This is a genomic window from Streptomyces lacaronensis (assembly GCF_047337785.1).
In the GTDB taxonomy this organism is placed as follows: domain Bacteria; phylum Actinomycetota; class Actinomycetes; order Streptomycetales; family Streptomycetaceae; genus Streptomyces; species Streptomyces lycopersici.
Window position 1 is genome coordinate 10,468,797 of record NZ_JBLHDK010000003.1, and the last position, 25,500, is coordinate 10,494,296.

The following is a 25,500-nucleotide window of genomic DNA, read 5'->3' on the forward strand; positions in this document are numbered from 1 at the left end:
GACGCATCCGGGAGGGGCCCCAAGCCGCCCCGGGCTCACCCAGGCAGCCCGAAATGAGGCATGGCGTGTTCGGATCCGTTTGCCGCCGCCACGATCGGAAACCCGCACCTTGTCAAAGCCCGCCCGGACGCGCCCGAATGACCCACGGGGCGCCCGCCCCGCGCACACCGCGCGTGAGCCCGACGGCGGGTGCTTTCAGCAACTCGTTCAGGGAAGGGGCAGCCATGGCCTGGTGGCATGACTCCGAATGCACGCACGAGGATCCGGAGCTGTTCTTCCCCGTGGGGGTGGCGGGCCCGGCCGCCCGGCGGCAGGAGACGCTGGCCAAGGAGGTCTGCCGGCGCTGTCCGGTGATCCAGGAATGCCTGGACTACGCACTGGAGAGCGGAATGACCCACGGGGTCTGGGGCGGTACCGGTGAGGAGGAGCGCCGCGCGCTGCGCCGCAAGGCACAGCGCAGGGAGCGAGTCGGCGCACGGCGCGCCCGCTGAGCGCTCCGCGGGAAGTGCCGCGAGGTGCGGTCGTTCATCCGCGGCCGCGTCGTGGCCGTTCGCGCCCACGCGGCGGAGCCGCACATCGAGACGGCCCCGCGCCCCTGCGGGGCGCACCCGAACCGCACTGGACTTCAGCGAGACCGCTCAGGCGCCGTCCGGGACGGTCCGCCGGGCGGTCGGCCCCCAGGAGACCCGGCCCAGCGGGGTGAACCGCACCGGAGTGCCGGGGACGGCCTGCGCCGCGGCGGCCAGATACCGCTCCGGCACGACGCCCACGACCGGGTAGCCGCCGGTCGTCGGATGGTCGGCGAGGAAGAGCACCGGCCGTCCGTCCGGCGGGACTTGGAGCGCGCCGAGCGCCATGCCCTCACTGGCCAGCTCACCGTCCCGCGCCCGCCGCAGTGAGGGACCCTCGGTCCGCAGGCCGATCCGGTTGCTCGCGGCCGAGACGCGGAAGTCCCCGGTGGAGAGCGTGCGCAGCCCCGCGGGGGTGAACCAGTCGTCACGGGGACCGAGCACCACGGGGAGCACCAGCTCCGGTGCGACGCCCCGGTGCGGCACCCCGTCCACGGCGGGCGCCGGCCCGCGCGGCCGCCCGAGCCGCAGCACCGCGCCGTCCGCGAGCGGCGCCGGGCCCAGCCCGGAGAGCACATCCGTGGCCCGGCTGCCCAGCACCCGCTCGGCCTCGACACCGCCGTCGAACGCCACATAGCTGCGCACCCCGTGGGCGGCGGCCCCGGCCTCCAGGAGCGCGCCCGACGGCACCCGTACGGCCGCGCCCCACGCGACGGGGCGGCCGTCGACCGTCACCGGACAGGGCGCGCCGGTGACCGCGACCGTCGCCGGGCGGCGCAGCCGCACCGCACAGCCGGTCAGCGTGGTCTCCAGGGTCGCGGCCCCTTCGGCGTTGCCCACCAGGCGGTTGGCGAGCCGGTGGGCCGGCTGGTCGAGCGCCCCCGAGCGGGGCACCCCGAGATGGGCATGGCCGACGCGGCCGAGATCCTGGACGGTGGTCAGAGCCCCCGGCCGTACGACGACGAAGGCGCTGTCGGTCATGGCGCCGCCCCTTCCGGGACCGCGCTGTCCGACACCGGGATGAAGCGGACGCGAGTGCCGGGGGTGAACAGCGCCGCCGGTTCCCGCGCGGTGTCCCACAGCACGGTGTCCGTGGTGCCGATGAGCTGCCAGCCGCCGGGGGACGAGCGCGGATAGACGCCCGTGTACCCGCCCGCGAGGGCCACCGAGCCGACCGGCACCCGCGTCCTGGGCGTGGCGTGGCGCGGCACGTGGAATCGCTCGGGCAGCCCCGTCAGATAGCCGAAGCCGGGCGCGAAGCCGCAGAAGGCCACCCGGAACTCGGCGCCGGAGTGGATCCGTACGGCCTCCTCGGGCGTCACCCCCCACCGCCGCGCGACCTCGTCCAGATCGGGCCCGTCGTAGCGCACGGGCACCTCGACGATCTCGCTGTCGCCCCGGTCCAGGGGCGGTATCCGCCAGCGGGGCAGCTCGGCCGCGAGCCGCCCGGGGTCGGCGAGCCCGTCGAGGAACACGGTGCGGGCGGCGGGCACGATCTCGCGCACGGCGGGCAGCCGCCGCTCGGCGGCGCGGCGCAGCAGCTCGGCGTGGAGCGCCTCGGCCGCCTCGCCGCTGTCGAGCTCGATGAGCAGCCCGTGCTCACCGACGGGCAGGGTCCGCACCGTCATATGAACGCCGCCACACGCACCCCCGCGGTGGCCAGTTCGGACCGCACCCGGCGGGCGAGGTCGGCGGCGCCGGGGGTGTCGCCGTGGACGCACAGCGAGCGCACGTCCACCTCGACGCGCCGTCCGTCGATCGAGGTCACCGCGCGGTCGCGGGCGAAGCCCAGGGCGCGCTCGACCACCGTGTCCGGGTCGTGGACCACGGCGCCGGGTTCGACGCGCGGCACGAGCGTCCCGGCGGCGGTGTAGGCGCGGTCCGCGAACGCCTCGGCGATCACCGGCAGCCCGGCCGCGCGGGCCGCCTCGTGCAGCCGGGACCCGGGCAGCCCCAGCACCGGCAGCGGACCGCCGGCGGCCAGCCTGACGCCCTCGACCACGGCGGCGGCCTGCGCCTCGTCGTGCACGCTGCGGTTGTAGAGCGCGCCATGGGGCTTGACGTAGTGCACCCGCGTTCCGGCGGCGCGGGCGAAGATCTCCAACGCGCCGATCTGATAGGCGATCTCGTCGGCCAGCTCCCGGGGCGGGACGTCCATGCTGCGCCGGCCGAAACCGGCCAGGTCCCGGTAGGAGACCTGGGCCCCGACGCGCACTCCGCGCTCGGCGGCCAGCTCGCACACCCGGCGCATGGTCGAGGGGTCCCCGGCGTGGAAGCCGCAGGCGACATTGGCGCTGGTGACGATGGACAGCAGGGCCTCGTCGTCGGTGAGCTGCCAGCGGCCGAACCCCTCGCCGAGGTCGGCATTGAGATCGATGGACAGGTTCGCCAAGGATGCGGTCATATCCGTCCGTTCGGGCGTGGGGGATACGTGAGGGGATGCGGATGGCACCACAAGGTAAGCGATCGTTGAACGATCCGACAAGATAGTTGTTGTCCGGCGACGATTTCTGGGCTTGACTTCTCGCTATACGGGACGAACGAGTCACCGAACAGGGGCTGATGTGGCGAACGGGACAAAGGGAGCAAACCGCCGCTCCGGCGAGTCGCCGGACGAGGTGCCGGAGATGTCGGAGGTGCCGGAGACGGCGGAAGCCGCGGAGCCGGTGGAACCGGTGGAGCCGACCGGATACGCCCCGGTCCCCGGTCTCGCCGCCGGACTCGAGGCCGACCGGGCGCTGCTGGGGCGCACCAGCACGGCGGAGCGCGTCGCGGACATCCTGCGCGACCGCATCGCCGAGGGGTTCTTCCCGCCCGGCACCCGGCTGTCCGAGGACAGCGTGGGCGGCGCGCTCGGCGTCTCGCGCAACACTCTCCGGGAGGCCTTCCGCCTGCTGACCCACGAGCGGCTGCTGGTGCACGAACTGAACCGCGGCGTCTTCGTCCGCGTCGTCACGGTGGACGACCTCAACGACATCTACCGCGTGCGCCGGCTCGTCGAATGCGCGGCGGTGCGCGGCCTGGGCGAGCCGCCGTACGAGCTGCGGGCGGTCGAGGCGGCGGTCCTGGCGGGCGAGCGGGCCGCGCGGGACCGGGCCTGGGAGGACCTGTCCACCGCCAATATCCGCTTCCATCAGGCGATCGTCTCCCTCGCCGGAAGTCCCCGCGCCGACGAACTCATGCGCGCGGTGCTGGCCGAGCTCCGGCTGGTCTTCCACGTCATGGCCGACCCCCGCCGCTTTTACGCCCCCTATCTGGTGCGCAACCGCCAGATCCTGGAGGTGCTCCAGGGTGGTGACGCGGTGGAGGCCGAGCGGCTGCTCGCCTCCTATCTGGACGATTCCCAGGGACAGTTGGCCGACGCCTACGCGCGGAAGATGTCCCGTCGATAGAGGTTTCCCAGCGGTAAACGATCCGGCGGGGCCGGAACAAGTTCGTTTCAGGCTCTTGTCGGATCGTTGAACGAACGCCTAGCCTCCGGTGCACCCTCCTCACGCCCCCGTGAGGTCCTTGTGCGCGGAAGGCGGGACGCATGATCGTTCTCCTTGGCGTCCTCGTGGTGATCCTCGGATTCGCCACACGACGCAACCCGTTGCTGGTGGTGGGGGTTGCCGGCATCGCCACCGGACTGCTGGCCAAGCTCTCGCCCCAGGAGATCCTGGCGGCCTTCGGCAACGGCTTCGCCTCCAGCCGCTCGGTGACGATCTTCGTCATCACCCTGCCCGTGATCGGCCTCCTGGAGCGCCACGGCCTCCAGGAACAGGCCCGTACCCTCATCGGCCGGCTCGGCAAGCTCACCACCGGCCGGTTCCTCGCCCTCTATCTGTTGCTGCGCCAGCTCACCGCCGCCCTCGGCCTCACCAGCATCGGCGGCCCGGCCCAGAGCGTGCGGCCCATGGTCGCGCCGATGGCCGAGGGCGCCGCGGAGCGCCGCCACGGCCCGCTGCCCGAGCGGGTCCGCGAGCGCGTCCGCTCGTACTCCGCCAGCGCCGACACGGTCGGGCTGTTCTTCGGCGAGGACTGCTTCCTGGCCATCGGCTCGATCCTGCTGATCACCGGGTTCGTCAACACCACCTACCACACCCATCTGGAGCCCCTTCAGCTGGCGCTGTGGGCCATCCCCACCGCCGTCTGCGCGTTCCTCATCCACGGCTTCCGGCTACTGCGCCTGGACCGCTCGCTGGACCACGACCTCGCCGCCTCCGGCGGCCGATCCGCTGCCGAGGGCAGCCGCACCGCGGAGGAAGCCAAGTGATCAAGGCGGAGTGGTTCTTCTGGCTCGTCGGCGCCGTCTTCCTCGCCATGGCCGCCCAGATGGTCGTCGACCGCACCAACCCCAAGCGCCTCGGCTCGGCCGCGTTCTGGGGGCTGCTCGGGGGCTGCTTCTTCTACAGCAGCTGGGTGGTGGAGAAGAAGGCCCCGGCCGAACCGCTGGGCGTCGCCGTCCTCGCCATGGTCTGCCTGGGCGGCTTCCCGCTCACCGGGCGCGGTGTGCCGCGCACCACCACGCCCGAGCAGCGCGCCGCATCCGCCGCCCGGCTCGGCAGCAGGCTGTTCGTCCCGGCGCTCACCATCCCGCTGGTCGCCGTCGTCTGCGCCTCGGCCGTCAAGCACTGGCACATCGGGGGCGAACCGGTCCTGGAGGCCGGCAGCGAGACCATCCTGGGCCTCGGCTTCGGCGCGATCGTCGGGCTGCTGGTCGGCATGGTCGTGGTGCGCGAGCGGCGGCCCGCGGTGCCGCTGCACGCGGGCCGGAGCCTGCTGGAGTCCATGGGCTGGGCGCTGCTGCTGCCGCAGCTGCTCGCCGTGCTCGGCTCCATCTTCCAGGAGGCGGGGGTCGGCACCCAGGTTGGCAAGATCACCGAACAGGTGCTGCCGGAGGGCCAGAAGTACGTGGCCGTGGCCGTCTACTGCGTGGGAATGGCCCTGTTCACCGTCATCATGGGCAACGCCTTCGCCGCCTTCCCGGTGATGACCGCCGCCATCGGCTGGCCCGTGCTCATCCAGCAGATGCACGGGGACGCGCCCGTCGTCCTCGCCGTCGGCATGCTGGCCGGTTTCTGCGGCACGCTCGTGACACCCATGGCCGCCAACTTCAATCTGGTGCCCGCCGCCCTGCTGGAACTCAAGGACCAGTACGGGCCCATCAAGGCGCAGATCCCGACCGCCGGGGCGCTGTTGGTCTGCAACATCGCCATCATCTCGCTGTTCGCCTTCTGAAGGGGGCCGCTGCTGTGACCCGCGTGCTTCTCACCGGCTTCGAACCCTTCGCGGGCTCGGCCGTCAACCCGTCGTGGCAGGCCGTCACCCTCGTGGCCGCCGATCCGCCGCCCGGCACCGAGGTCACGGCCGTACAACTCGCCTGCGTCTTCGGCACCGCCCTCGAGGAGCTGTCCGCCGCCGTGGCGGAGGCCGACCCCGACCTGGTGCTGTGCGTGGGCCAGGCGGGCGGCCGTCCCGGTGTCACCGTCGAGCGGATCGCGATCAACGTGGACGACGCCCGGATACCCGACAACGCCGGACGGCAGCCCATCGACGAACCGGTGGTCGAGGGCGGCCCCGCCGCCTACTTCGCGTCCCTGCCGGTCAAGGCGTGTGTCGCGGCCGTTCGCGAGGCCGGGATTCCGGCCGCCGTCTCACAGACCGCCGGAACGTTTGTGTGCAACCACGTCTTCTACGGTCTGGCCCATCTCATCGCCACCGAGCGGCCCGCCCTGCGCGGTGGCTTCGTCCACCTCCCGTACGCGCCCGAACAGGTCGTGGACGGCGCCGAACCCGCACTGCCCGCCGCCATGGCCGCCGACGCGCTGCGGGCGATCATCGGGGCGGCCGTGAGCACCCGGACCGATCTGCGCGTCGCCGAGGGGGCAACGCATTGAACGCTTACGAGCCGAACACGGCGGACGAGCCGGACGAGATGGATGAGCCGGACGGGACGGGGAGCGAACTCGGCCGGTACGCGGCCCGGTTCGCGGCCCTCGCCACCGCCAACGTCACCCGGGCCTATCCCAACGCCCCCGCGTATCTGCTGCGCGGACCCGAGGACCTGGTCGAGCCACGCCGGCACCACCCCGCCTTCTACGGCTCCTACGACTGGCACTCCGCGGTCCATATGCACTGGCTGCTGGTCCGGCTGCTGCGCCGCTGCCCCGACCGCGTCCGCGCCGACGAGGTCACCGCCGTACTGGACGGGCACCTTACGGCCGACGCCCTCGCCGCCGAGGCCGACTATCTGCGCGCCCATCCCTCCTTCGAGCGCCCTTACGGATGGGCCTGGCTGCTCGCGCTGACCGCCGAGTGCCGGAGCCTGCCGGGGCCCGCGGGCGAGCGCTGGGCCGAGGCCCTGGAACCGGCCGCCGACGCCGTCTGCGCACTGCTGAGCGGATGGCTGGAACGCGCCACCTACCCGGTGCGGCACGGCGTCCACACCAACAGCGCCTTCGCCCTCGGCCTGGTCCTGGACAGCGCGGCCGCCGCGGGCGCCAAGGGGATCGTCGAACCGGTCACCGAGGCCGTCCTCGACTGGTTCGCCGACGACCGCGACGCCCCCGTCCACTGGGAGCCCTCCGGACAGGATTTCCTCTCGCCCGCGCTCACCGAGGCCGAGACGGTCTGCCGGGTGCTGCCGGAGGAGGAGTTCGCGCGTTGGCTGGAACGCTTTCTCCCCGGCGTCGAATGGGGCGCGCCCGTCACCGTGCTCACCCCGCCCATCGTCTCCGACCCCGCCGATCCGCAGATCGGCCATCTGCTGGGCCTCATCCTCAGCCGCGCCGCCGCGCTCCGCCGCCTGGCCGCCGCCCTGCCGCACGGCGATCCGCGCGCGGACGTGCTGCGGACGGCGGCCCGTGACCATCTGGCCGCCGGGCTCCCGGCCACCGTCTCCGGGGACTTCACCGGCGACCACTGGCTCGCCACCTTCGCGGCGCTCGCCCTGGACGGACCACCGGCCGGTGAGCCGTAGACTGACGGATCGGTGAGGTGCGGGGGGCGCGCCGGTGTACGCGCGTGCACGCGCGGGGGACCTGGTATGTCATAGCGGGATCTCCGTGCCGTTTCGTACGTTGTCGGTGCGACCGCCTACTCTGTGCGACGTGACATCTCCACCCCCGGGGGCCGCCGCGCCCCAGCTCAACACCGCTGAAGGGGCCGCCAGGCCGGCCCCGGGCCCGGCCGCCGACGAGGGCCTGGCCCGGCGGCTGCGCGCGCTCGCCTGCACCGCGCCGCTGCACGACCTGGACGCGCGCAAGGCCAACCTCGCGGGGGAGTACGGGGTGTACGCGATGGCGGAAGTCGCCCTCGCCGCCATCGACCTCGTCACGCTCCACATGGACTTCGACACCGGCGCCGACCACGAGCAGATAGTGGCCAGACTGCTGCCCCGGGTGGCGGCCCAGGCCCCCGGGCGTCCCGCCGCCGAGCACGACCGGGTCGCCCGCTGGGTGCTGGAGAACCTGATCAACGTCGGCAGTGTGGACCGCGGCTTCCGCGCCGTTTACGGCACCTTCGGGCCCGATGGGGTGTATGTCCGCAGGGACTACGACTTCAAGCTGATCGAGGAGGTGCCGGGCCCCGGCGGCAGCGTCTATCTGCGCACCACCGACGAGGCGGTCAACGTCCTGGTCGGCGCCCTCGACACGGATGTCACCAGCGCTCAGATCGCCGCCGAGGTCAAGCTGGAGGTCCTGATCAGCCGGGGCCGCCTCGCCGATGCCCAACTCGCCGCCGAGCAGGCCCGCTACCGCACCGTGCAGTACTCGGAGACGCTGCGCCGCACCCTCGACGCCACCCGGCGCAACGTCCGCGCCGTCGACTGGCTGAGCACCGTACCCGAGCTGATCAGCGAGGCGCTCGACCACGTCGCCGACCGCTACCGCCACGAGAACGCGATCCTCACCAACATCCGCAAGGCGCGCGACGAGGCCGAGAGCGCCGAGCACAAGCGGCGCGCCGCCGAGCTCGTCGACATCGTCAAGGACTGCATCCGGCGCCATACCCAGCTGCAGTCCCGGCTGCTGGAGGCCGGTCCGCTGTTCCGCGCCGAGCAGGACCGCCAGTCCTTCGCGCCCCCCGCCCCGCGCTCCGGATACGACCTGTACGGACAGCTGCTGGCCCCCGTCCTCCCGCTGCCCCTCGAGCGCGCGGGCCGGGTCACCGACGCGTTCTTCGCCCGTGGCACGGGGCTGCGCACCCCGACCTCGGTGCGGATGAGCGACCTGGTCGAGATGCTGCTCACCCCGCCCGTGGAGCGGGAGCACCTCGGCGCCGAGATGCCCGAGCCCGATCTCATCGCCACCCCCGACGACAGCCGCTTCAGCGAGGAGCAGCTGGCGGTGGCCATGGAACTGCTCGAACTGCCCGCGGACGCCCCGCGACGGCTGTCCGGGCTGCTCGCCGACGCCCGCCGCCGCGATCCCGATCTGCCCTATTTGATCGCCCTCCTCGCCGTCCACGCCGCGAGCCCCCCGGTCGGCACCGCCTATCGCCAGGGCGAGCAGCGGCTGCTGTTCGCCGTGGACGACGGCACCGAACTGGACGACCCCGAATTCGGCGGCGCCGACCTGATAGTGGGCACCGCCCTGCTGGACGCGGCCGGTATGGCGGCCGACCGCGCGGAGGTGGCGTGATGGCCGCGATCCATGAGTACGCCCCGCGCGAGGAGGTTCAGCCGTGACCGAGTACGACATCGACGAGATGACACCGCCGGACGCGGCCCCCGCCCCGGCGGCCGCCGGGCTGACACCCGCCGACGCGGCCGACGCCGCGCGGCTGGTGGCCTTCGGGCTCCAGCCCAAGCTGCTGCCCGCGCGGGACGTCGAATACGCCGAGCTGCTGCGCCGCCACCGCGACGAACCGGCGTTCGCGCGCCTCACCGACGCCATCGCCGCCGGTCTCGGGCTCATCGTGCTGGAGGTGTCGACCCGCGCCGGAATGGCGGTGACCGCCGCCGAGGACTCCGTCTTCGCCGTCCGCATGGGCGACTACGCCCGCCGCGCCGCCACCGACTCCGCCGACCGCTTTCTGCACGGCCTCGCCCATCTCGCCGTCGCCGCCCTGGCGTTCCCCCGTCCCGAGGACCTCGCCGACGACGGCTATATCGGCCGCGTCACCGTCAACGGGGTCGACGCCTTCGTCCGCCAGGCGTGCCGGCGGCTGGAGGAGCGCGCCGAGGAGCAGGGGGAGAACACCGACCCCGCCACCGGTGCACCCGGGCTGGAGTCCGCCTGGCGGGTCTACGCCCGGCGCAGCGCGACCGGCGCCACCAAGGACGCGCGCAGGCTCGCCGGTTCCACCACCGGCATCGTCGGCAAGGCCGTCGCCTTCCTGGTCGACTCCGGCTTCCTCCAGCGCACCGGCGACGAATCCGGCGGCACCTACCGCACGACCGCCCGCTATCAGCTCCAGGTGCGCGACATGGCGGCCTCCGCCGCCATGGCCGAGCTGCTGGAGCTCGGCGTCGTCCCCGTCAGCGACGGCGGCGCCACTCTGCTGCCCCCCGACCAGGGCGACGACCTCGACCTGGTGGCCGACGCCGGTCTCCCCTTCCACTCCTGAACCCCGACGCCCGGCCCCCACCCGCCCGACACCACCACACCTTCCGACAACGAGAGTCCGCCGCCATGTACGAGCTGTCCCGGATCCGCCTCTACTCCATCGGGCCGGCCGGTGCGCGTTACGCCGACACCGTGCTGGACCTGCGCGGAGTCGGCGAGCCGGTGCCCAGCCCCGCGCCCACCCAGGCGGAGTTCTTCGAGGAGGAGCCGGTCGGCCCGCCGCGCCGCCCCGCCCCCGCCGGGGTGCTCTTCCTGGAGAACGGCGGCGGCAAGTCCGTCCTGCTCAAGCTGATCTTCTCGGTGATGCTGCCCGGCCATCGCAACACCTTGGGCGGCGCCAGCTCCGGTGTGCTGCGCAAGTTCCTGCTCGCCGACGACTGCGGGCATGTCGCGCTGGAGTGGCAGCACACCGTCACCGGTGAGACCGTCGTCGTCGGCAAGGTCAGCGAATGGCGCGGCCGTCAGGTCTCCAGCGACCCGCGGAAGTTCGCCGAGGCGTGGTACTCCTTCCGGCCCGGCCCCGGGATGAGCCTGGACTCGCTGCCGGTCGCCGAGTCCGCGGCGGTGCGGCCCGTCGTCGAGGGCGCCTCCACCGCCCGCGGCCGCCGCCGCACCATGAAGGGCTTCCGTGACGCCCTTACGGAGGCCGCCAAGTCGTATCCGCATCTGGACGTGGTCTGGGTGGAGATCCACGAGCGCTGGAACGAACACCTCGGCGAGCTCGGCCTCGACCCCGAACTCTTCCGCTACCAGCGGGAGATGAACGCCGACGAGGGCGAGGCCGCCGGGCTCTTCGCGGTCAAGAACGACTCCGACTTCACCGACCTGCTGCTGCGCGCCGTCACCGACACCCGCGACACCGACGGGCTCGCCGACCTCGTCCACGGCTTCGCCCACAAGCTGGGCCGCCGCGCCGAGCTGACCGCCGAGCGTGACTTCACCGCCGGTTCGCTCGATCTGCTCCAGCGCATCGCGGACGCCGCGGAGCGGCGTGAGCAGGCGCGCGGTGTGCACGCGGGCGCCGAGCGCCGCACCCGTACGCTCGCGCGGCGGCTGTCCGCGCGCGGCGCGGAGGAGCGGGCGCGTGTCGCCGAGCTCGCCGGGCGGGTCGCCTCCGCCGCCGAGGCCGTCACCGCCGCCGAGGGGGCGCGCGGCCGCAGCGACCTTGTCGCCGCCGAACTCGCCTACCGGCACGCCTCCTTGGCGCTCGCCGCCGCCGAGAAGGGCGCCGCCGCGCAGCGCCGCGAGCTCAACGACGCCCGCACCCTGCACTCCGCCTGGCAGGCCGCCGAGACCGTGCTGCGCCACCGCGCCGCCGCCGACCGCTCCGCGCGCGTGGCCGCCGCCATCCGTGAGGCCGAGCGGGACGCGGCCCCCGCGCTCGCCGCCCGCGCCAAGGCCGCCGCCGAACTCATCCGTGCCCTGCACGCGGCCGCGGAGGACGGCGAGCGGGTCGCCAACGAGGAGGAGGAGCGCTCCGCCGGCCTCCAGGAGGCGGGCGAGGCCGCCCACCGCGACGCCACCTCCGCCGCAACGGCGGCCCAGCGCGCCCGCAGCGACGCCGAGCATCTGCGCCAGCGGCTCGCCGAGGTCGAGCAGGAGACCGCCGAGGCCGTCCGCGCCGGATGGCTCGACGACTCCGCCCCCGACGCCGACCCGGCCCGCGCCGCGCTCGCCGCGAGCGACGCCGAGAAGACCACGGTCGCCGCCTTCGACGAGGCCCGCGAGACCGCCCGGCGCACCGCCGACCACGCGAAGTCGGCCGCCGCCGAGGAGGCCCGCACCGAGCTGGCCGCGGCGCGAGCGGTGGACGCGGCGCGGGCCGCGGAATCCGCGTACGACGCGGAGCGGCGCGCCGCGGAGGCGCTGGGCGCGGAGCAGCGCCTGGTCGAACTGCTGGGCCTGCCGCAGCCGTCCGCCGCCGTCCCCGCCCCGCGCGGCGCCGCCACCCGCCCGTCACCGGCGGACGCGTGCGCGGCGCGCGGGGTGACGGTTCGCGTTCCGGACGCGGATGGCGCGGGCCGCCGAGGCGCCCGAGCCCTGCCGACCGAGTCCGACCGGGCCGGGTGGATCACGGTCCACGTGGACGAGGAGGACGCGGACGACGTCGGCCTCTCCCAACTCCCCGCCGCCTTCCGCGCGGGCCCCTCCGCCCACACGATCCCCGTGGACGGCGAGCCCGCGCCCCATGACCACGCCTACGCCCCCGAGGAGCCCCCCACCGGCATCCGCGAACGCCACGCGGCAGCGGACCACGCCGGGCCGGGCCCCGCCTCCGGCCCGGCGCCCGGTGACGGCGTTGCCGCCTCGTGCGCGCTCGGTGAGCCGTGCCCGGTGGGCGAGGCGCCGGGGCCCGTCGAGGAGGCAGGGGACGGCTCCGCCCCGGTCGGAGGTCGACGGACGGATGCCGGGCCGGTGGGTGAGGCGGAAGAGACGCGTCCCACTCCCCATGGAGCGGCATCTGTTGAGGACGCGGAGGCGGGCCCCGGGGAGGCCCCCGGGCGTCGTCCACTCGCGGCGGAGTCGCGGCCCGCGGGCCGGGTGACGGTGCGGATCGACGAGGTCGAGGACGATCCGCCGGGCGATGACGGCCCGCGCCCTGAGGGCCCCCGTGGCGGTGCCCCGGCCGTGGCGGCCGATTCCCCCGGCGACGGCGGTCAGGCCGGGACGCGGGTCGCGAAGGACTCCGCCGACGTCAGCCCCGCGGCCCCGTCGGGCGCCCCGCGCGGGGGCGCCCGGGTTGTGGCGGCTGAGTCCCGGCCGCCTGGGGAGGTGTCGGCTCGGGTCGGCGACGGCGACGGCGGTGAGGCCGAAGGGGAGGCCGCCGCCACCGACACCCGGCCCGGCCCCGACGACGCCGACTCGGCCACCGCCACCGACGACTCCGACTGCTGGAGCCCCGAGCCCGGCGGCGAACCCGAACCCGATCCCGAAAGCGACCGCGACCGCAGTCGCCACCCTCAGCCCGCCCCGCGGCCCCTCGCGGAAGGCCCGCTCACCGCCGAGGAGTTGGACCGGAACGCCGAGGCGTTGCGGGAGCTGCTCGAGGAGAGTGTGAGCTCAGCCGAGCGGCAGTTGTTCGAGTTGCGGACCGCCGCCGCCGAGGACGCGCGGATCCTGGGGGCGCTCGGTGACGGAGGGCTGTTGCCGCCCAGTGCCGATGTGCTGGCGGCCGTCGAGTTCCTCGGCGAGCACGGTATCCCCGCGCTCCCGGGCTGGCGCTATCTCGCCCAGGCCGTGGACCCCGTCGACCACGCCGCCGTGCTCGCGGCCCGGCCCGAGCTGGTGGACGGCGTCGTCATCACCGATCCCGGCACCCACGCCCGCGCCCGCGAGGTACTGGGCCAGGCGTCGCTGCTGCCGCGGTCCGCCGTGGCCGTCGGGACGTCGGCCGCGCTGCTCGCGCCGACGCCCGCGCCCGACGCCGAGGACAGCGGGGTCTTCCTCGTGCCGCCGAACCCGGCGATGCACGACGAGCGCGCCGCCGACGACGAACGGCGCGAGCTGCGGTCCCGCGCCACCGCGCGGGACGAGGAGATCAGGGCGCTCGCCGCGCGGCTGGCCGGGGACCGGGCGCTCTCCGCGCGGCTCGCCTCCTGGCGCACCGGCTGCCCGCCCGGGCGGCTCGCGGAGCTCGCGGCCGCGGCCGAGACCGCACGGGAGACCGCGGACACCGCGCAGAGCGATCTCGTGGAGGCGCGTACGGCACGGGCCGAGGCCGACGAGGCCGCCACCGAGGCCGCCCGCGTCCGGGACGAGCGCCAGGAGGCGGCGCAGCGGGCCCGCCGGGTGGCGGACGCGCTGGCCGGTCTGGCGTACCGGCTGCGGGAGCGCGCCACCTGGCAGACCCGGCTGCGCGAACTGGCCGAGGAGGCCGTTGAGTACGAGGAGCGCGCCGCGGGCTGTGTGGACCGGGCCCGCGCCGCCGACGAGGACCGGCGCGCCGCCCAGCGCGCGGCCGACGACGCGCGCCGTACCGCCCGCGCCCTGCGCGCCGAGCGCGCGGAGATCGCGGGCGCCCCCGACGACCTCGGCGAGGCCACCGAGCCGCCGTCCGCCTCGCTGCCCGCGCTCCGCGAGGCGTACCGCGCCGCCTCCCAGGTCTACGAGAAGGTCGGCGTCGGCGCCGACCTCCGCGCCGAACAGGCCCGCGCCGAGAGCGACGAGAGCGCGGCCCTCGCCACCCTCGACCGGCTCACCAACAAGGTCCGCACCCGCGCCGCCCAGCTCCTGGAGGGCACCGACGGCGCCGACGGCCCCTCCCGACAGGCCGCCGCCGCGCGCGCCGAATCGCTGGTCCAGATGCTGGAGAGCCGCGCGTCGGCGGCGAGCGAGCAGCTGGGCCGGCTGCGCGGCGAGGCCGAGCGGCTCGCCCCCGCCGACGGCGACGCCCACACCGAGCTGCCGGAGGAGACGGTCCCGGCCGACGCCGAGCAGGCGAAGGAGCTGCTGCGCACCGCCAATGGCGAACTGGCCGCCCGAACGGACGCCCTGGACACCGCCCGCACCGCCCACGCGGACCTGGTGCGCGCCCACCGCGCCGCGGAGGACGCCGCGGGCGGCTTCGACGAGACCGCCGCCCTGCTGCGGGATCTGCTGCGGGACGGCCCCGGTGCGGAGGACGACGGCGAGCGGCCCGAGCCGTACGCCGGGGATCTCGCCGAGGCCCGTCAGGCCGCCGCCGAGACCCGCCGCTCACTGCGCGGCTGCGCCGCCGATCTGTCGGCGGCCGAGTCCTCGGTGCGGGAGGCGAGCGACGTCCTCGTACGGCACGCCAACTCCACCCGCTACGAGCAGGTGCGCACCCCCGCCCGCCAGCAGATCCGCGAACTCCCCGCGGCCGCGCTGCCCGAGCACGCCGCCGCCTGGGCCGGGGCGTTCGCGCCCCGGCTGCGTGTGCTCACCGACGAGCTGGAGCAGCTGGAGCGCAACCGCGACTCGATCGTGGACCGGCTGCGCGGCCTCGTCGAGTCCTGCCTGGCCACCCTGCGTTCGGCGCAGCGGCTCTCCCGGCTCCCGGAGGGGCTCGGCGAGTGGTCGGGCCAGGAGTTTCTGCGGATCCGCTTCGAGGACCCCGACCAGGCCACGCTCACCGAGCGGCTCGGCGAGGTCATCGACGAGGCCACCCGCTCCGCCGTCCGGAAGAACTCCGATCTGCGCCGGGACGGCATGTCACTGCTGCTGCGCGGGGTCCATGCCGCGCTCCAGCCGCGCGGGGTGGCCGTGGAGATCCTCAAGCCGGACGCGGTGCTGCGGGCCGAGCGGGTCCCGGTGGGGCAGATGGGCGATGTGTTCTCCGGCGGCCAGCTGCTGACCGCCGCGATCGCGCTGTACTGCACGATGGCGGCCCTGCGCAGCAACGACCGGGGCCGGGACAAGCACCGCCACGCGGGCACCCTCTTCCTCGACAACCCCATCGGCCGCGCCAACGCCACCTATCTGCTGGAGCTCCAGCGGGCGGTGGCGGACGCGCTGGGGGTGCAGCTGCTCTATACGACGGGGCTGTTCGACACCACGGCGCTGGCCGAGTTCCCGCTGGTGATCCGGTTGCGCAATGACGCGGATCTGCGGGCCGGGCTGAAGTACATCAGCGTCGAGGAGCATCTGCGGCCGGGTCTGCCGGTCCGCGAGCCGGAGGAGGAACAGCAGGTCCACGGCCAGATCACCGCCACCCGGATGTACCGCCGCCCCGAGGCGGACGCGGAGGCGCCCGACGGGGCGGTGGACCGGACATGAGCCCGGCGGGCTAACCCGAGCCGGTGTTCACCGTCTGGGTGATGGACGCCGAGGAGGCCGCGTAGCTGACGTCGCCGTTGTAGTTGGCGGTGACGGTGTGAATCCCCTTTTGCAGCGGGTTGAACGTCGCGGAGGCGGTGCCGTTCACCAGCGTCACCACCAGAGGGGTGCGCTCGGTGATGGCCAGGGTGACGGTCCCGGTGGGCGTCCCCGCGCCGGGGGCGACGGGGGAGACGGTCGCGGTGACCGTCACCGGATCGCTCACCGAAGAGGGGTTCGGCGAGGAGACCACGGCAGTGGTGGTGGCCGCCTTGTTCACGGTCTGGGTGTCCGTGCCGCTGGACGTGGCGAAGTCCTCGGTCCCGTTGTAGGTGGCCGTGATGGTGAACGGGCTCCCGGTGGTGGTCGTGTAGGTGTGGGTGACCGTCGCGATGCCGCCGGAGATGGTGCCCACGGCGGTGTTGGTACCGTCGCCGAAGGAGAAGGTGACCGCTCCGACCGGGGTGCCGGACACGGACGAGACCGTCGCCCTGATGGTCACCGGCTGACCCACCACCGAGGGGTCGGGGGTCGAGGTCACCGTGGTGGTGGTCGCGGCCCTGGCGTTGATGGTCTGGGTGTCGGTGCCGCTGGACGCGCTGAAGTTGGTGTCCCCGTTGTAGGTGGCCGTGATGGGGAAGGGGCTGCCGGTCCTGGTGGTGTAGGTGTGGTTGACGGTCGCGACGCCGCCGGAGAGGGCCACGGTGCTGTTGCCCGTACCGTCGCCGAAGCTGAAGGTCACCGTGCCGGTGGGGGTTCCGGCGCCGGGGGAGAGGGGTCCCACGGTGGCGGTGAGGGTCACCGACTGCCCGGTCGCCGAGGGGTCCGGCGCGGAGACCACCGCCGTGGTGGTGGCCGCACGGCCCACGGTCTGGCTGTCGGTGCCGGTGGAGGTCGCGTAGTTGGTGTCGCCGTTGTAGGTGGCGGTGACCGGGTAGGGGCTGCCGGTCCTGGTGGTGTAGGCGTGAGTGGTGGTGGCCGTGCCGCCGGACAGAGGCGCGGTGACCGTCGGTGCGCCGTCCCCGAAGGAGAAGGTGACCGTCCCCGTCGGGATTCCGGCGCCGGGGAGGACCGATGCCACGGTGGCGGTGAGCGTGACGGTCTGGCCGGTGACGCTGGGGTCGGGCGCGGAGGCGATGGTGGTCGTCGTGGCCGCCTTGTTGACCGTCTGGGTGTCGGTGCCGGTGGACGAGGTGTAGCCGTTGTCCCCGTTGTAGGTGGCGGTGACGGCGTACGGGCTGCCCGAGGTCCCCGCGTAGGCGTGGGTCATGGTGGCCATGCCCCCTGCGACCGGCGCCGTGGCGGCCGGGGTGCCGTCTCCGAAGGAGAAGGTGACGGTGCCGGTGGGGGTTCCGGCGCCCGGCCCCACCGCCGTGACAGTGGCGGTGAGAGTCACGGTCTGGCCGGTGACGGTGGGGTCGGGGGAGGAGGTGACGGTCGTGGTGGTGGCCGCCTTGTTGACGGTCTGGGTGTTGGTGCCGGTGGAGGGCGCGAAGCCGGTGTCGCCGTTGTAGGCGGCGGTGACGGTGAAGGGGCTGCCCGCGGCGGTGCTGTACGCGTGGGTGGCGGTGGCCGTGCCATCGGACAGTGGCGCGGTGATGGCCGGGGTGCCGTCGCCGGGGTCGAAGGTGACGGTGCCGGTGGGCGTTCCGGTGCCCGGGGCGGAGACCTCGGCGGTGAGGGTGACGGTCTGCCCGGTGACACCCGGGCCGGGCGAGGAGGACACCGCCGTCGTGGTGGCCGCCCTGTTGACCGTGTGCACATCGGTGCCGGTGGACGCCGTGTAGTCGGCGTCCCCGCTGTAGGTGGCGGTCACGGTGTACGGGCTGCCGGAGGTACCCGCGTAGAAGTGGGTGACGGACGTGAGGCCGTCGGTGAGCGGAGCGGTGGTGGTCGGCGTGCCGTCGCCGAAGTCGAAGGTGACCGTCCCGGTCGGCACCCCTGCCCCCGGGGCGGTCGGCACCACCGTCGCGGTGAGGGTGACGGACTGAGCGCTGACCGTGGGATCCGGAGCGGAGACCACCGCCGTCGCGGTCGCCGCCTGGTTCACGGTCTGGGCGTCGGTGCCGCTGGACGAGAGGAAGCTGGGGCCGCCGTCGTAGGTGGCGGTCACGGTGAAGCCGTCGGCGCTCGTATAGGTGTGGCCGATGCTGGCCGCCCCGCCGGCCAGCGACGCCGACGCGACCGGGGTGCCGTCGCCGAAGTCGAAGGTGACGGTGCCGGTCGGCACCCCCGCCCCCGGGGCGACGGGAGCCACGGTCGCCGTGAGGGCCACCGGCCGCCCGACCACGGAAGGGTCGGGCGCGGAGGCCACCGCCGTGGTCGTGGACGCCGGGGCGACCGTCTGGGTGTCGGTGCCCGCGGACGAGCTGAAGTTGACGTCCCCGCTGTAGGCGGCGGTGACCGAGTACGGGCCGCCCACCGCGGTCGTGTAGGCGTGGACCACGGTCGCCACCCCGGCGGAGAGCGACGCGGTGGCGGTCGGCGTGCCGTCGCCGAAGTCGAAGGTCACCGTGCCCGTGGGCACCCCGGCACCGGGCGGGGTCGGCGCCACGGTCGCGGTGAAGGTCACCGCCCGGCCGGTCACCGAGGGATCCGGCGCGGAGGTCACGGTGGTCGACGTGGTGGCGGCGCTCACCAGCACCGTATGCGTCCCGGTGGCGGTGGACGGCGCGAAGTCGGCATCGCCGCCGTAGGAGGTGGTGACCGTGAAGGGGCTGCCGACCGAGGTCGCGTAGGGGTGGGTCACGGTCGCCACCCCGCCGCTGACCGGTGCGGTGGCGGTCGGCGAGCCGTCGCCGAAGTCGAAGGTGACCGTGCCCGTCGGGCTGCCCGCCCCCGGGGCCGCGGCGGAGACCCTGGCGGTGAAGGTGACCTGCTCGCCCGCCACGGACGGGTCCGGAGAGGTGACCAGGGCGGTGGTGGTGTCCGCCTGACCGACCGTCTGGGTGTCCGTGCCGGTGGAGGCGGTGAAGTCGGCGTCGCCGCTGTAGGAGCCGGTGATGGTGTACGGGCTGCCGGAGGTGCTGGTGTAGGTGTGGGTGATGCTCGCCGCCCCCTCGACGAGCGGCGCGGTGATGGCCGGGGTGCCGTCGCCGGGGTCGAAGGTGACGCTGCCGGTGGGAATTCCGTCCCCCGGTACGGCCGGTGAGACGGTGGCGCCGATGGTCACCGCCTGGCCGGGCACCGAGGGATCGGAGGTCGAGGTCACCGTGGTATCGGTCGCGGCCGGGTTCACGGTCTGGGTGGCGGTGCTGGTGGACGGGGTGAAGTCGGCGTCGCCGCCGTAGTCCGCCGTGATGGTGTACGGACTGTCGAAGGCGATCGGATAGGCGTGGGTGATGGTCGCCACCCCGCCGGTGACCGGCGCCGTGACGGCCCCGGTCCTGTCGCCGAAGTCGAAGGTGACCGTGCCGGTGGGGGTTCCGGCTCCGGGCGCGATGGCCGCGATGGTGGCGGTGACGGTCACCGGCCGGCCGGTGACCGACGGATTCGGCGACGAGTCGACCGTCGTCGTCGACGACGCCCGCTCGACGAGGTGCGTCTCCGTGTTCACCGAGCCGATGAAGTGGTCGTCCCCGCCGTAGGTGGCGGTGACCGTGTACGGGCTGCCCGCCGCGGTGGCGTACGTGTGCGCGGCCGTCGCCACACCGTCCGCCACCGGGACGTCGACCGCCTGCGTGCCGTCGCCGAAGTCGTAGGTCACCGTGCCCGTGGGCGCGCCCCCGCCCGGGGCGATCGGCGCCACCCTCGCGAGGAACGTCACCGGCCGGCCCGTGACCGACGGCTCCGGCAGATCGCTGATGGCGACGGTGGTCGAGGCGCGGCCCACGGTCTGGGTGTCGGTGCCGAGGGACGTCAGGAAGTCCGCGTCGCCGTCGTAGGTGGCGGTGATGGTGTACGGGCTGCCGGCGCCGTCGGTGTAGGCGTGGGTGACGGTGGCCACGCCCGCGGTCAGGGGCGTGGTGACGGCCGGGCCGCCGTCGCCGGGGTCGAAGGTGACGGTGCCGGTGGGGGTTCCGGCTCCCGGGGCGACGGCCGAGACGGTGGCGGTGATGGCCACCGGCTCGCCCGTCACCGAGGGGTCGGGCGAGGAGGCCACATCGGTATGGGTGGCGGCCTGGGCGACCGTGTGGGTGCCGATGCCGGTGGAGGCGGTGAAGTCGGCGTCGCCGCCGTAGTCCGCCGTGATGGTGTAGGGGCTGCCCGAGGTGTTGGCCCAGTCGTGGGTGACCGTGGCCACCCCGGACGTGACCGGCGCGGTGGCGGGGGCCGTGCCGTCCCCGAAGCCGAAGGTGACGGTGCCGGTGGGGGTTCCGGCTCCCGGGGCGACGGCCGAGACGGTCGCGGTGACGGTCACCGGCCGGCCCGCCACCGACGGATCCGGTGTCGAGACCACCGCCGTCGTGGTCGGGGCCCGGCCGACGGAGTGGGTGACGAGGTCGCCGGAGCCGGCGAAGTCGGGGCTGCCGCCGTAGGTGACGGTGACGGGATACGGGCTGCCCGCCGCGGTCGTATAGGCGTGCACGGCCGTCGCCAGACCGTCGACGACCGGGGCCGCGGCCGGGGTGCCGCCGTCGCCGAAGTCGAACGTCACCGTGCCCGTGGGCGAGCCACCGCCCGGTGCCACCGGCGCCACGGTCGCCGTGCAGGTGACCGGCCGGCCCACGACGGACGGCTCCGGCGCGGAGCTCACCGTGGTGGTCGTCGCGGACTGCGGGACGGTTTGCGGCTCGGTGTCCACCGAGGACCGGAAGTCGTCGCTGCCGCCGTACGTCGCGGTGATCGTGTACGGGCTGCCGAGGCTGCTCGCGTACGTGTGCGCAAGGATGGCGGCCCCTCCGGCGAGGGGCACGTCGACCGCCTGCGTGCCGTCGCCGAAGTCGAAGGTGACCGTGCCGGACGGCACCCCGGCCCCCGGCGGCACCGGCGCGACCGTCGCCGTGACGGTCATCTCCTCGCCCACCACCGACGGATCGGGATCGGCGGTCACCGTGATGGTGGTCGAGGACGGATGGACGGTGTGGACGTCGGTGCCGGTGGACGGCGCGAAGTCGCCGTCGTCGCCGTAGGTGGCGCTGATGGTGTACGGGCTGCCGGACGTCTCCGTGTAGGCGTGGGTCACCGCCGCCACTCCCGCCACGCTGGGGACGGTGACCGCCTGCGTGCCGTCGCCGAAGTCGAAGGTGACGGTGCCGTTGGTGGTGCCCGAACCCGGGGCGACGACCGCCACGTCGGCGGTGACGGTCACGGGCTGGCCGACCTGGGTCGGGTCCGGCGAGGAGAAGACGGTGGTGGAGGTGGCCGCCGGGTTCACGGTCTGGGTGAGGGTGTCCGCGGATCCGGTGAAACTCACGTCCCCGTCGTAGGTGGCGGTGACGGTGTACGGGCTGCCCGTGGTGTCCGGGTAGGCGTGGACGGCGATCGCCGTCCCGTCGGTGAGGGGCGCCCGGACCGTCGGCTCGCCGTCGCCGAAGTCGAAGGTCACCGTGCCGGGCGGGGTCCCCGCGCCCGCCTGCCCCGACGCCACGGTCGCGGTGAAGGTGACCGGCTGGCCGACGACGGACGGATTCGGCGCCGCGCTCAGCGTCGTGGACGACGGGGCCGGGGTGACCGTCTGGATGTCCAGCCCGGTCGACCCGGTGAAGTCGTCGTCACCGCTGTAGGTGGCGGTGATGGTGTACGGGCTGCCCGCCGTCGAGGCGTATGCATGGCTGGTCGTCGCCGTGTCGCCGCTGAGCGGGACGGTGACGGTCGGAGTGCCGTCGCCGAGGTCGAACGTCACGGTCCCGGTGGCGGTACCCGCGGCGGGCGGCAGGACCGTCACGGTCGCGGAGACGGTCACCGTCTCGCCGACGGCGGACGGGTCCGGGGTGGTGCTCACCGTCGTCGCGGTGGCGGAGACGCTCACCTCCACCGGCTGGACGGCGGTGCCGGTGGAGGTGGCGAAGTCGTCGTCACCGCTGTAGGTGGCGGTGGTGGTGTAGGGGCTGCCCGCGGTGGAGATGTAGGCGTGCGTCGTCGTGGCCACACCGTTCGCGACCGGAACGGTGGCCGTCGTGGTGCCGTCGCCGAAGTCGAAGGTCACGGTGCCGGTCGGCGCGCCCGCGCCCGGCGGCACCGGCGCCACCCGCGCGATAAGCGTCACGGTCCGGCCCACCGCCGACGGAGTCGGCGACGAGGTCACGACGGTGGTGGTGGCGGCCGATTCGACGGCGTGGACGAGGGTGTTCTCGGACGGGGCGAAGTCGCCGTCGCCGCCGTACTCGGCCGCGATGGTGTACGGGCTGCCCGCCGTCGAGGCGTAGGCATGGGTGACCGTGGCCGAGCCGTTCACCAACTCGGCGGTGACCACCGGGGCGCCGTCCCCGAAGTCGATGGTGACCGGCCCGGTCGGGGTGCCCGCGCCGGGCCCGGTGGGGACCACGGTGACCGTGACCAGCTCCCCCGTGACGGTCGGGTCGGGCGTGGCGGTGATCGTGGTGGAGGTCGCGGCCGGGTCGACGGTGTGGAGGCGGGTGCCGACGGACGCCACGAAGTTGGCGTCGCCGTCGTAGCCGGCGGTGACCGTGTACGGACTGCCGACCGCGGTGGTGTAGGCGTGATCGGTGGTCGCCGAACCGCCGGTGAGGGGGAGGGCGATGGGCGCGGTTCCGTCGCCGAAGTCGAAGGTGACCGTGCCGGTCGGCGTGCCGGAGGCGGGGGGCACGGCCGCGACGGCCGCGGTGAAGGTCACCGTCTCGCCGGTCACCGAGGGGGACGGCGAGGTGGTCAGCACCGTGGTCGACACGCCCTGGACGACCTGATGGGTGTCCGCCGCCGAGGACGTCAGGAAGTTGGTGTCGCCGCTGTAGGCGGCCGCGACCGTGTACGAGGTCGCCGACTCCGGGTTGGTGTGGGCGACCGTGGCCGTGCCGCCGGTCACGGGCGTCGTGACGGGTGGCGTGCTGTCGCTGAACTCGAACGTCACCGTGCCCGTGGGCGAACCGGCTCCCGGGGTGTCGGGGGTGACCTTCGCGATGAACGTCGTGGACTGCCCCACGCTGGACGGGTCGGGTACGGAGGCCAGGGCGGTGGCGGTGGCGGCCGGTTCGACGGTCTGGGTGTCGGTGCCGCTGGACGCGGTGTAGTCGGTGTCGCCGTTGTAGGCGGCGGTGACCGTGTAGGGGCTGCCCGCGATGTCGGTGTAGGTGTACGTGGCGGTCGCGGTGTCGCCGGAGAGGGGCGAGGTGAGGGGCGGGGTGCCGTCCCCGGGGTCGAAGGTGACCGTCCCGGTGGGGGTGCCCGCGCCGGGCGGCACCGCCGTGACCGTGGCGGTGAAGGTCACGGGGTCGCCCACCGCCGAGGGGTCGGGTGCGGTGGTCACCGCGGTCGCGGTGGCGGCCGGCTGAACGGTCTGCGAGCCGGTGCCGGGGGACGTCAGGAAGTTCGTGTCGCCGTTGTAGGTGGCCGTGATGGCGTACGGGCTGCCGGAGGCGCCGGTGTAGGCATGGCTGGTAGCCGCCGTGTCGTCGGTGAGCGGGACGGTGACGGTCGGGGTGCCGTCGCCGAAGTCGAAGGTGACCGTGCCCGTCGGCGTTCCCGCGCCCGGGGAGACCGCCGTGACGGTGGCGGTGACGGTCACCGGCTCGCCCACCGCCGAAGGATCGGGTGTGGAGGACACGGCGGTCGCGGTCGAGGACTGCCCCACCGACTGGAGGTCCGTCCCCGTGGAGGTGGTGAAGTCCGTGTCGCCGTCGTAGGTGGCGGTGATGGTGTACGGGCTGCCGCTGGTGTCGGTGTAGGTGTGGCCGGTGGTCGCGGTGCCGTCGGCGAGGGGTGCCGTCACGGTCGGGGTGCCGTCGCCGAAGTCGAAGGTCACCGTTCCGCTGGGGGTGCCCACACCGGGCGGTACGGCCGTGACCGTGGCGGTGACGGTCACCGGCCGGCCGACGACGGACGGACCCGGTGCGGCGGTCACCGCGGTGGCCGTCCCCGCCTGCTCGACGGTCTGGGTGTCGGTGCCGCTGGACGTGGTGAAGTTGGTGTCGCCGTTGTAGGTGGCGGTGACCGGGTACGGGCTCCCGGAGACGTCCGGGTAGGCATGGGTCACCGTCGCCGCACCGTTCGTCAGCGGCTGGGTGACGGCGGGGGTGCCGTCGCCGAAGTCGAACGTCACCGTGCCGGTGGGCGCACCGGCCCCCGGCGGCGCGGGGGCCACATGGGCGACGAAGGTGACGGGCTGTCCGGGCACGGACGGATCGGGGGTGGAGTTCACCGTGGTGGTGGTCGGCGCCTGGCCGACGGTCTGGGTGTCCGTGCCCGTCGAGGCCGTGAAGTACAGATCGCCGCCGTACTCGGCGGTGACGGCGTACGGGGCGATCGACGGCGCGGCGTAGGCGTGGCCGACCGTGGCCGTACCACCCGTGAGGGAGACGGCCACGGCCGGGGTTCCGTCGCCGAAGTCGATGGTGACGGCGCCGGTGGGGGTGCCCACACCGGGCGGTACGGCCGTGACCGTGGCGGTGAAGGCCACCGGCCGGCCGACGACGGAGGGGTCGGGCACGGAGGTGACTTCCGTGGTGGACGGCGCCACGTAGCCGAAGCCGTCCGGAACCGTCACGCTGCCCCCGGCGGTGGTGACGGTGATGTCGGCGGGGCCGGGGACGTTCGGGGGCGTCACCACGACGAGCAGGGTGTCGGAGATCGACCCGAAGGACGTGGCGGGGACGCCGCCGATGGTGACGGCGGTGACATGCCTGAGCCCGGTGCCGGTCAGGACGACGGGCTCGCCGCCCGCGGTGGGCCCCGTGGCCGGGCTGACGCCGGTGACGACCGGCACGGCGGCGTAGGTGTAGAGCAGCAGGTCGCTCACCCCGCCCACGGTGATGACGTACACCGGAACGGTGCCGGGCCCCGAGGCCGGGGGAGCGGTCACGAGGAGGTGCTGGTCGGAGAGGGCCGTGGGGTGGGCGACGGAGTCGCCGAAGTGCACCAGCCGCGCGGTGCTCAGATTGACGCCGGTGAGCTCGACGACGTCGCCCCCGCCGATCGGTCCGGCGGCGGGCGCGATGCCGGTCAGGGTGGGCCAGGGGAGGTAGAAGAACGAGCCGATGGGGGCCGTGCCGCCCGGGGTGGTCACGTACACCGGGACCGAGCCGGTCCCCGAGGGGCTCACCGCGACGATGGTCTGGTCGTCGAGGACGGAGAAGCTCGCCGCCCGGCGGGTGCCGAAGAACACGTCCGTGGCGCCCGAGAGGTGGCTGCCGATGACGGTCACCAGCGTCCCGCCGCTGTACGGGCCCTGGTCGGGGAAGATCCCGGCGAACTGGTTGAAGAGCTCGTATGTGCCCAGCGGGCGAACGGCATCTGGGCCCGACCGCGCCCCGGGGAGCACCGGGCGGTCCGGATCGCCGGGGAGGGGGTCCATCAGGGTGCCGCGGCGGAGGGCGGCCAGCGCGTCGAGGCGGTCGAGCGCGGTGCGCACCACCAGCCGGTCGGGCATGCTCCGCGCCGGGAGCGGGATCGGCGCGTTGAGCGTCGGAACGAGCCTGTGGGATTCCGGATCGACGACGGCGATGCAGTTCTCATCGGGATCGGTGACGAGGATGAGTCCCAACGGGCGA

The 25,500-nt window shown here is 74.3% G+C and carries 13 protein-coding genes; 9 read left to right on the forward strand and 4 right to left on the reverse strand.

Annotation, left to right across the window (positions count from 1 at the left end; translation table 11 throughout):
• Positions 1 to 224: 224 nt before the first annotated feature.
• Entirely contained in the window at positions 225 to 491 is a 267-nt protein-coding gene (locus tag ACMTAK_RS45375; protein ID WP_413811559.1) for a WhiB family transcriptional regulator, read from the forward strand.
• A 147-nt stretch (positions 492 to 638) separates the two neighbouring features.
• Here ACMTAK_RS45375 and ACMTAK_RS45380 read toward each other — a convergent pair whose 3' ends face one another.
• Genes ACMTAK_RS45380 through ACMTAK_RS45390 form a run of 3 tightly spaced genes read right to left on the reverse strand, consistent with a single transcriptional unit; the run spans position 639 to position 2,973 of the window.
• Positions 639 to 1,550, reverse strand: a complete 912-nt coding sequence (locus ACMTAK_RS45380) for a 5-oxoprolinase subunit C family protein (RefSeq protein ID WP_413811560.1) — start codon at positions 1,548 to 1,550, stop codon at positions 639 to 641.
• On the reverse strand, positions 1,547 to 2,197 hold the full coding sequence (pxpB, locus tag ACMTAK_RS45385; protein ID WP_413811561.1) for a 5-oxoprolinase subunit PxpB: 651 nt from the start codon (positions 2,195 to 2,197) through the stop codon (positions 1,547 to 1,549). The genes ACMTAK_RS45380 and pxpB overlap by 4 nt, the downstream gene beginning before the upstream one ends.
• Positions 2,194 to 2,973, reverse strand: a complete 780-nt coding sequence (locus ACMTAK_RS45390) for a LamB/YcsF family protein (RefSeq protein ID WP_413811562.1) — start codon at positions 2,971 to 2,973, stop codon at positions 2,194 to 2,196. The genes pxpB and ACMTAK_RS45390 overlap by 4 nt, the downstream gene beginning before the upstream one ends.
• Positions 2,974 to 3,205: 232 nt before the next feature.
• Between ACMTAK_RS45390 and ACMTAK_RS45395 the strand changes: the two genes are divergently transcribed.
• The 8 genes from ACMTAK_RS45395 to ACMTAK_RS45430 all read left to right on the forward strand — a co-directional run bounded on the left by ACMTAK_RS45395 (position 3,206) and on the right by ACMTAK_RS45430 (position 15,856).
• Positions 3,206 to 3,961 carry a GntR family transcriptional regulator gene (locus tag ACMTAK_RS45395; RefSeq protein ID WP_413813194.1) on the forward strand — a complete coding sequence of 252 codons (756 nt, stop codon included), beginning with the start codon at positions 3,206 to 3,208 and terminating at the stop codon, positions 3,959 to 3,961.
• A gap of 140 nt (positions 3,962 to 4,101) precedes the next feature.
• On the forward strand, positions 4,102 to 4,824 hold the full coding sequence (locus tag ACMTAK_RS45400; RefSeq protein WP_020873553.1) for a DUF969 domain-containing protein: 723 nt from the start codon (positions 4,102 to 4,104) through the stop codon (positions 4,822 to 4,824).
• Positions 4,821 to 5,789 (forward strand): DUF979 domain-containing protein, encoded by a 969-nt coding sequence (locus ACMTAK_RS45405; RefSeq protein WP_413811563.1) that lies wholly within the window; start codon positions 4,821 to 4,823, stop codon positions 5,787 to 5,789. The genes ACMTAK_RS45400 and ACMTAK_RS45405 overlap by 4 nt, the downstream gene beginning before the upstream one ends.
• Positions 5,790 to 5,803: 14 nt before the next feature.
• Positions 5,804 to 6,448 (forward strand): pyroglutamyl-peptidase I, encoded by a 645-nt coding sequence (gene pcp / locus ACMTAK_RS45410; protein WP_413811564.1) that lies wholly within the window; start codon positions 5,804 to 5,806, stop codon positions 6,446 to 6,448.
• 38 nt (positions 6,449 to 6,486) lie between these two features.
• Positions 6,487 to 7,530 carry a DUF2891 domain-containing protein gene (locus ACMTAK_RS45415; protein ID WP_413813195.1) on the forward strand — a complete coding sequence of 348 codons (1,044 nt, stop codon included), beginning with the start codon at positions 6,487 to 6,489 and terminating at the stop codon, positions 7,528 to 7,530.
• Between the two features lie 130 nt (positions 7,531 to 7,660).
• Entirely contained in the window at positions 7,661 to 9,193 is a 1,533-nt protein-coding gene (locus ACMTAK_RS45420; protein WP_262705190.1) for a hypothetical protein, read from the forward strand.
• Positions 9,194 to 9,260: 67 nt separating this feature from the next.
• Positions 9,261 to 10,121 (forward strand): hypothetical protein, encoded by an 861-nt coding sequence (locus ACMTAK_RS45425; protein ID WP_371106184.1) that lies wholly within the window; start codon positions 9,261 to 9,263, stop codon positions 10,119 to 10,121.
• 65 nt (positions 10,122 to 10,186) lie between these two features.
• Positions 10,187 to 15,856 carry a hypothetical protein gene (locus tag ACMTAK_RS45430; RefSeq protein WP_413811565.1) on the forward strand — a complete coding sequence of 1,890 codons (5,670 nt, stop codon included), beginning with the start codon at positions 10,187 to 10,189 and terminating at the stop codon, positions 15,854 to 15,856.
• A 10-nt stretch (positions 15,857 to 15,866) separates the two neighbouring features.
• On the opposite strand, the gene ACMTAK_RS45435 is transcribed toward ACMTAK_RS45430, so the two are convergent.
• The gene (locus tag ACMTAK_RS45435; protein WP_413811566.1) at positions 15,867 to 25,493 is read right to left on the reverse strand and encodes an Ig-like domain repeat protein; all 9,627 of its coding nucleotides are present in this window, start codon (positions 25,491 to 25,493) and stop codon (positions 15,867 to 15,869) included.
• Positions 25,494 to 25,500: the final 7 nt, after the last annotated feature.